Genomic DNA, 6,089 nt, shown 5'->3' with positions numbered 1-6,089 from the left:
CAGCCAACGATTTTGCGTAGTCGCACATCAGGCGGAACGGCAGGATGTCTTCGTCCGCGACCGGCACGTCGAGCACCAGCGTGATCATCTGACCACCCTTGTAGGTCAGGTCGTCACGCAGGAAATTCGTGTCGCCGAATTGCAGCATGAACACCGGGCTTTGCTTCGAGTCGAGCTTGACGAAGCGCGTGCCGTCGCGCGAAAGCAGCAAGCCGTCCTGCGAGGCAACGGCCTGCACATAGTTGGCCGACCACGGCGCGCCGTCGGAAAGCACGTTGATCGACAGTTGCGCGTCGCACTGGGCGGCAAAGCCGTCGAGCTCGCGCGCCATCGCAACCGTTTCGAGCATGTCGGGAAACTCCGGCGCTGCGTCGAGCGCATCGGCAAACTGCTGCACGCCGGTCACGAACTCGGAGAACTCCAGCTCGTTGAGCGCGCCGCTGCGATTGGCCAGTTGCGCGGCCGCGCGCAGCTCTTCATAGCGTGCGCCGTTTTGCAGCAATTCCCACGCGCCGCCTTCGAGCTTGCCTTCGATATGCACCGGCTTGCTGCCGGCGCGGCGCAGACGCTGCGCGAGCGGAATCACCTTGTCGCCGGCCACTGGGCCGTTCAGGCGAATCGGCACGATGCAGTCGATGCGCCGATCGACAATCGCCGGCGGCGCCGACGAGATCGTCGTAGCGGCGGGCAGAATCGGCTCGACCGGTTCGTCGGACTTCGCAGCGTGGCCGCCCTCGGCTTCCGCTTGAGCCACACCCTCAGCTTCCGGGTAGCCATTTGGCGTAGTCGTCTCGGCCTGAATATCCGCGGGCGTGTCGAGCGGCGCAGCAGCGCCAAAAGTCGGCTCGACGCGCGCCGACGCTGATTCCGCTGCCGGGTCCGAACCCACGACCGGCTCGCGCCGCGTGGTCGGCCGGGCCGGTTCGATAAACGGGCTCTGCTCCTCCTGATCGTCCCGCGCGAAGCTTTCGGCGGTCTCGGCCGGCATGGGACGCGGCATCTTGCGGCGCACCTTCGCGCCCTGCCATGCGTTGTACACGACCACGCCCCCGACCACTACGGCACCCGCGCCGATCAAACCGAGTGTCAACTCGTCCATGCATGCTCCATCAGCAATTCTTCTGTGTGCGCGGCTCTGCGCCCGCCCCATGTGTCGCGCGGCCGATGGCCGCTGCGCTGAACGCGGGCGCCCGCGATGATCAATCTAAACGAAAACCTAACCGATATTCTGGGCGAAACCCGCAGCCGTTTCCATGTCGACGGCCACGATCCGCGATACACCCTGCTCCTGCATGGTCACGCCGATCAGTTGCTGCGCCATTTCCATCGCGATCTTGTTGTGCGAAATGAACAGGAACTGCGTCTTGTCCGACATCGCGCGCACGAGGTTCGCGAAGCGTTCCGTGTTGGCGTCGTCGAGCGGCGCGTCCACTTCGTCGAGCAGACAGAACGGCGCCGGATTCAGCTGGAACATCGCGAACACCAGCGCGGTGGCGGTCAGTGCCTTCTCGCCGCCCGACAGCAGGTGAATCGTCGAATTCTTCTTGCCCGGCGGCTGCGCCATCACCTGCACGCCGGCGTCGAGAATCTCGTCGCCGGTCATGATCAGCCTGGCCTGGCCACCGCCGAACAGACGCGGGAACAGCTCGCCGAAATGACGGTTCACTTCGTCGAAGGTGCCTTGCAACAGCGTCCGCGTTTCGCCGTCGATCTTGCGGATCGCGTCTTCGAGCGTTTCGATCGCGTTGTTCAGGTCGGCCGATTGCGAATCGAGGAACGTTTTGCGCTCGGTCGCCGCCTTCAGTTCGTCGAGCGCGGCCATGTTGACCGGCCCAAGCGCGGCAATCGCGTTGTTGATCCGCGTGACTTCGCCTTGCAGGTAGGACGGCTTCATGTCCGGCGTGAGCTTGGCCTGCAGTTCCGCCTCGTCGACGCCGGCCGCGGCCAGCTGTTCGATGAACTGCTCGCCGTTCAGGCGCGCGGCCTGTTCCTTCAACTGCAATTCGTTGATGCGCTCGCGCAGCGGTTGCAGCGCGCGCTCGGCGGTCAAACGGGTTTCGTCGGCGGCACGCAGCTTCGCGGTCAGGTCGTCCAGTTCAAGGCGCGTGGCATGCAGCGCTTCTTCCTTGACCGCGCGGATATCGAGCGCGTCCTGCAAGCCGGTATGCGCGGTTTGCTCGTTGATCGTTTCCAGCTCGGCGCGCGCATCTTCCAGCGAGGCGGCGACGCGCTCGCTCTGCTCATGCGAGACCTGGATGCTGCGCTTCAATTCGTCGATGCGGTTCGCCATGTTGCGCGCGGCAAAGCGCGCGTCGGTGGCGGCCCGGTCGAGATCGCGCGATTGGGCGCGCGCGGCGGTGAGCGCTTCGTCGAGTGCCTCGAAGGCCAACTGGTGGTCTTCGAAACGCGACTGCAATTCGGCGAGTTCGGCGTCGTGACGCTCGAAGTTTGCTTCCGATTCGCCACGCAAGGCGCGCTGCTCTTCGATCTGCGCGGTGATTTCCTCGAGCTCTTCGCGGATTTGCGTGCTGCGCTGCGTGTAACGCTCATGCGCTTGCGCGAGCTTGAGCACGTCCATCTGCAACGCGTGCACGCGTTGCGTCGCGCGCTCCGACTGTTGACGCACATCGGTCAACGCTTGTGCGGCTTGCGTGTGCGCGGCTTCGGCGCGGATCGCGGCAGCCTTCGCCTCATCGGCGAGCAAGGCTTGCGCGCGCACCTGACGCGCCAGGTTTTCGATTTCCTGCTGGCGGGCCAGCATGCCGGCCTGTTCGGAATCGGCGGCATACAGCTGGACGCCGACGCGCGTCACCACGTGGCCGGCCTTCACGACGAACGAACCGCCTTGCGGCAATTGCGCGCGCATGGCGAGCGCCTGCTGCAGATCGTCAGCGACGAAGGCGAGGCCGAGCCAGTCGTTCAGCACGGCGCGAATCCCTGCGTCGTCGATGCGAACCAGCGACAGCAGCGGCCGCAAGGCCGGCGGCGTGGCGGCCGGTTGACCGGCTGCCGGCGGTGCGTAGAACGCGAGCTTGGCAGGCGGCGCGTCGGTAGCGAATGCCTTGACCCAGTCGAGGTTCGACACTTCCAGCGCGGCAAGGCGCTCACGCAGCACCGCTTCGAGCGCGGCTTCCCAGCCGGCTTCGACGTGCAGCTTCTTCCACAGACGCGGCAGGCCGCCCAACTCGTGCTTTTCGAGCCACGGCTGGATCTTGCCTTCGGTCTGGACGTTTTCCTGCAATTGTTTGAGCGCGGCAAGGCGTGCGTCGAGCTGGTGAATCTGCGCGTTTTCCGACTGCACCCGCTCCTGCGCGCTACGGCGTTCGCCGTCCAGACGCGGCAGGGTTTCCTGCGCGTCGGCGAGGCGTGTTTGCGCGTCATGCAGGATCTCTTCGTGCTCGGCGAGCTGCATGCGCAGCTCTTCGAGTTGTGCTTCGTCGGGGGCGTCCAACCCGCCCGCTTCAGACTTCAGCCGCTCGTGACGCTGCTGCAACTGCTGCAATTGCTGATCGGCATTGCGCTGATGCGCGGCTTCGAGCTTCAATGCCTGTTCGGTCTGCGCGATACCGCCGCGCTCGGCGTTCAGTCCGGTCTGCGCGTCGCGCCAACGCGCTTCGAGCGCCGGCATCGCGTCGTGCCTGGCGGCGGCTTCGTCTTCGGCCAGCGCGGCTTTTTCTTCGGCGACGGCGAGTTGCTCCGCCGCGTCTTCGAGATCGTCTTGCGCTTTTTGCGCTTGCGACTGCCACTGCTCACGCTGCGCGGTCAATGCCGCGATCTGCGCCTGCACGCGGTTGCGCGATTCGACGATGAACTTGATTTCGGCTTCGAGCCGGCTGACTTCAGAATTCGCCTCGTATAACGCGCCTTGCGCGCCCTGCATCGCGTCGCTGGCGGAATAATGCGCGACGCGCAGCGTTTCGAGTTGCGCCTCGACTTCGCGCAGCTTCGCGGTTTGCGCTTCGAGGTCGATCTGCGCCTGTTCGATCGCGCGTTGCTGGCGCTCCTGCTCGCCGCCGGCTTCGTTCTTGCGCAACAGCCACAACAGACGCTGCTTCTCTTCGCCGTCGGTCTGCAAATCCTTGTATTTGGTCGCGACGATTGCCTGCGCCTCGAGCTTCTCGAGATTCGCACTGAGTTCGCGGACGATGTCTTCGACGCGGATCAGATTCTCGCGCGTGTCGTGCAGGCGGTTCTCGGTCTCGCGGCGGCGTTCCTTGTACTTCGACACGCCCGCGGCCTCTTCGAGGAACACGCGCAGTTCTTCCGGCTTCGCCTCGATCAGGCGCGCGATCATGCCTTGCCCGATGATCGCGTAAGCACGCGGCCCGAGACCGGTGCCGAGGAAGATGTCCTGAATGTCGCGGCGGCGCGCCGGCAGATTGTTGATGTAGTAGCTCGAGGTGCCGTCGCGCGTGAGCACGCGCTTCACGGCGATTTCGGCATACTGCCCCCACTGCCCGGCGGCACGGCCGTCGGCGTTGTCGAACACGAGTTCGACGCTGGCGCGGCTACCTGGCTTGCGCGCGGTCGAGCCATTGAAGATCACGTCCTGCATCGACTCGCCGCGCAGCTCGGAAGCGCGCGATTCGCCGAGCACCCAGCGCACGGCGTCGATGATGTTGGACTTGCCGCACCCATTCGGCCCGACCACGCCGACGAGTTGGCCCGGTACCTGGAAATGCGTGGGATCGACGAATGACTTGAAGCCAGCGAGTTTGATCGAGGTCAGACGCACGGCGATTTCGCTGTTTGAAAAGGGAAAATAAAAGGTGGCTCACGAGAGCCCCGCCAGCCGTTCGCCGATGCAGCGAAACGGCCCACGCAACCCCGCGATACGGGCGCCAGGCGAACGCGATCGAGCGTGCGCCAGCTAATGAGGGGCAATCATACCATCGCGCGTGAGCGGTTCTTACCGTCCTTACGGTCTGTGTCATCGTTGGCGTGAAGACCCGCATCCTCAATGGCCGGATCAGGCGGCAAAGCCTTGGTCCGGTGCACCCAACTGGATAACGCCGACGCCAGTACGATGCACGCGCCGCCGGCCCACTCGCGCGGGCCCGGCGTCTCGCCGGCGAAGAGCCACGCGGACAATGCCGTGACCACGATCTCGAACAGCATGATGATCGACGCCCGATTGGCTGGCACGCGCGAGAGTCCATACTGCACGAGCATATTGTTCGACGCCAGCAGAAACCCGAGGCCAAGCACCAGTAGCGCGGCCGTGTTGAGATGCGCGCCGGTGGGGGGTGCGGGCATTGCCTCGAACAGCGAGGCAAAGGCGCTGAAAATCGCCGCGCCGCCGAAGATCGTCGCCGTGCGCATTTCCGGTTTCATTTCGGGCAGCACGCGGCTCGTCTTGAGGATCAGCACGTTGCTCATCGCGAAGCCCATGCCGCCCGCCAGCCCTGCCCATTCGGCGAGATTGCCGGGCAGCGGCAGGCCCAGTTGCGGCGACCACAGCATGGTCATCGCGCCGGCCAGCGAGAGCGCGGCGAGTCCCGCGCCCGCCCATGTCAGCCGTTCGTGCAGGATGAAGTGCGCGAAGAGCGCGGTCCAGGCGGGGGTGAGATAGAACAGCAGCAGCACGCGCATCACTTCGCCGTGGATCGAACCCCACACGAAGCCGAGATTGGTGATGCCCGCGGCCAGCGCCAGCGCCGGCAGCAGCCAGTGCCAGCGCACGGTCCTGAGCGCCCGATGGCGCACCAGCAGGACGAACAGGCAGCCTGCACCGCTCGTCAACGCGCTCGCCGCCGTGCCGGTCACGCCGAGCGCATTCAGCATGCGCAGCGGGTACCAGATCATTCCCCACACCGAGGCGCCCAGCATGATCGCCAGGGTAGGCCAGCCATTGCGAAGCCAGTGGGTCATGATGCAAGGATCCCGCGGCGGTGGCCGTTCGTGCGGGCGGGGTGGCTGACCTTGGCCGGGTTGCCGACCTTGGCCGGGTTGCGGACTTTGGCGGGGTGGCCGACCTTGGCCGGGTTGCCGACCTTGGCGGGGTGGCTGACCTTGGCGGCGGTGCAGTCGCTGTGGCCGCTTTGAGCTGGTAGTCCGGCTTGGTCGAATTGTCTGAGTGGCTTCCCCTG

The 6,089-nt window shown here is 65.5% G+C and carries 4 protein-coding genes; all 4 read right to left on the bottom strand.

Annotated features, from left to right (window positions below):
• A partial coding sequence (locus QOC89_RS01710; protein WP_323043436.1) for a cell division protein FtsZ occupies positions 1-1,099 on the bottom strand: 1,099 nt, incomplete at its 3' end.
• 117 nt (positions 1,100-1,216) lie between these two features.
• Entirely contained in the window at positions 1,217-4,735 is a 3,519-nt protein-coding gene (gene smc, locus QOC89_RS01705) for a chromosome segregation protein SMC (RefSeq protein WP_323043435.1), read from the bottom strand.
• Between the two features lie 149 nt (positions 4,736-4,884).
• A complete protein-coding gene (locus QOC89_RS01700) occupies positions 4,885-5,871 on the bottom strand; it encodes a DMT family transporter (RefSeq protein WP_323043434.1) in 987 nt (328 codons plus the stop codon).
• Positions 5,868-6,089: hypothetical protein (locus QOC89_RS01695; RefSeq protein ID WP_323043433.1), on the bottom strand; the 222-nt coding region annotated here is incomplete at its 5' end. The genes QOC89_RS01695 and QOC89_RS01700, both read right to left, overlap by 4 nt.

Source organism: Paraburkholderia sp., assembly GCF_034668105.1.
Classification (GTDB): Bacteria; Pseudomonadota; Gammaproteobacteria; order Burkholderiales; family Burkholderiaceae; genus Paraburkholderia.
This window is presented reverse-complemented; position numbering and strand designations above follow the sequence as displayed.

What these genes read in the sequence shown, in the direction of transcription:
- QOC89_RS01700 (WP_323043434.1), bottom strand. Translation starts at nt 5,871, where the DNA reads ATGACCCACTGGCTTCGCAATGGCTGGCCTACCCTGGCGATCATGCTG.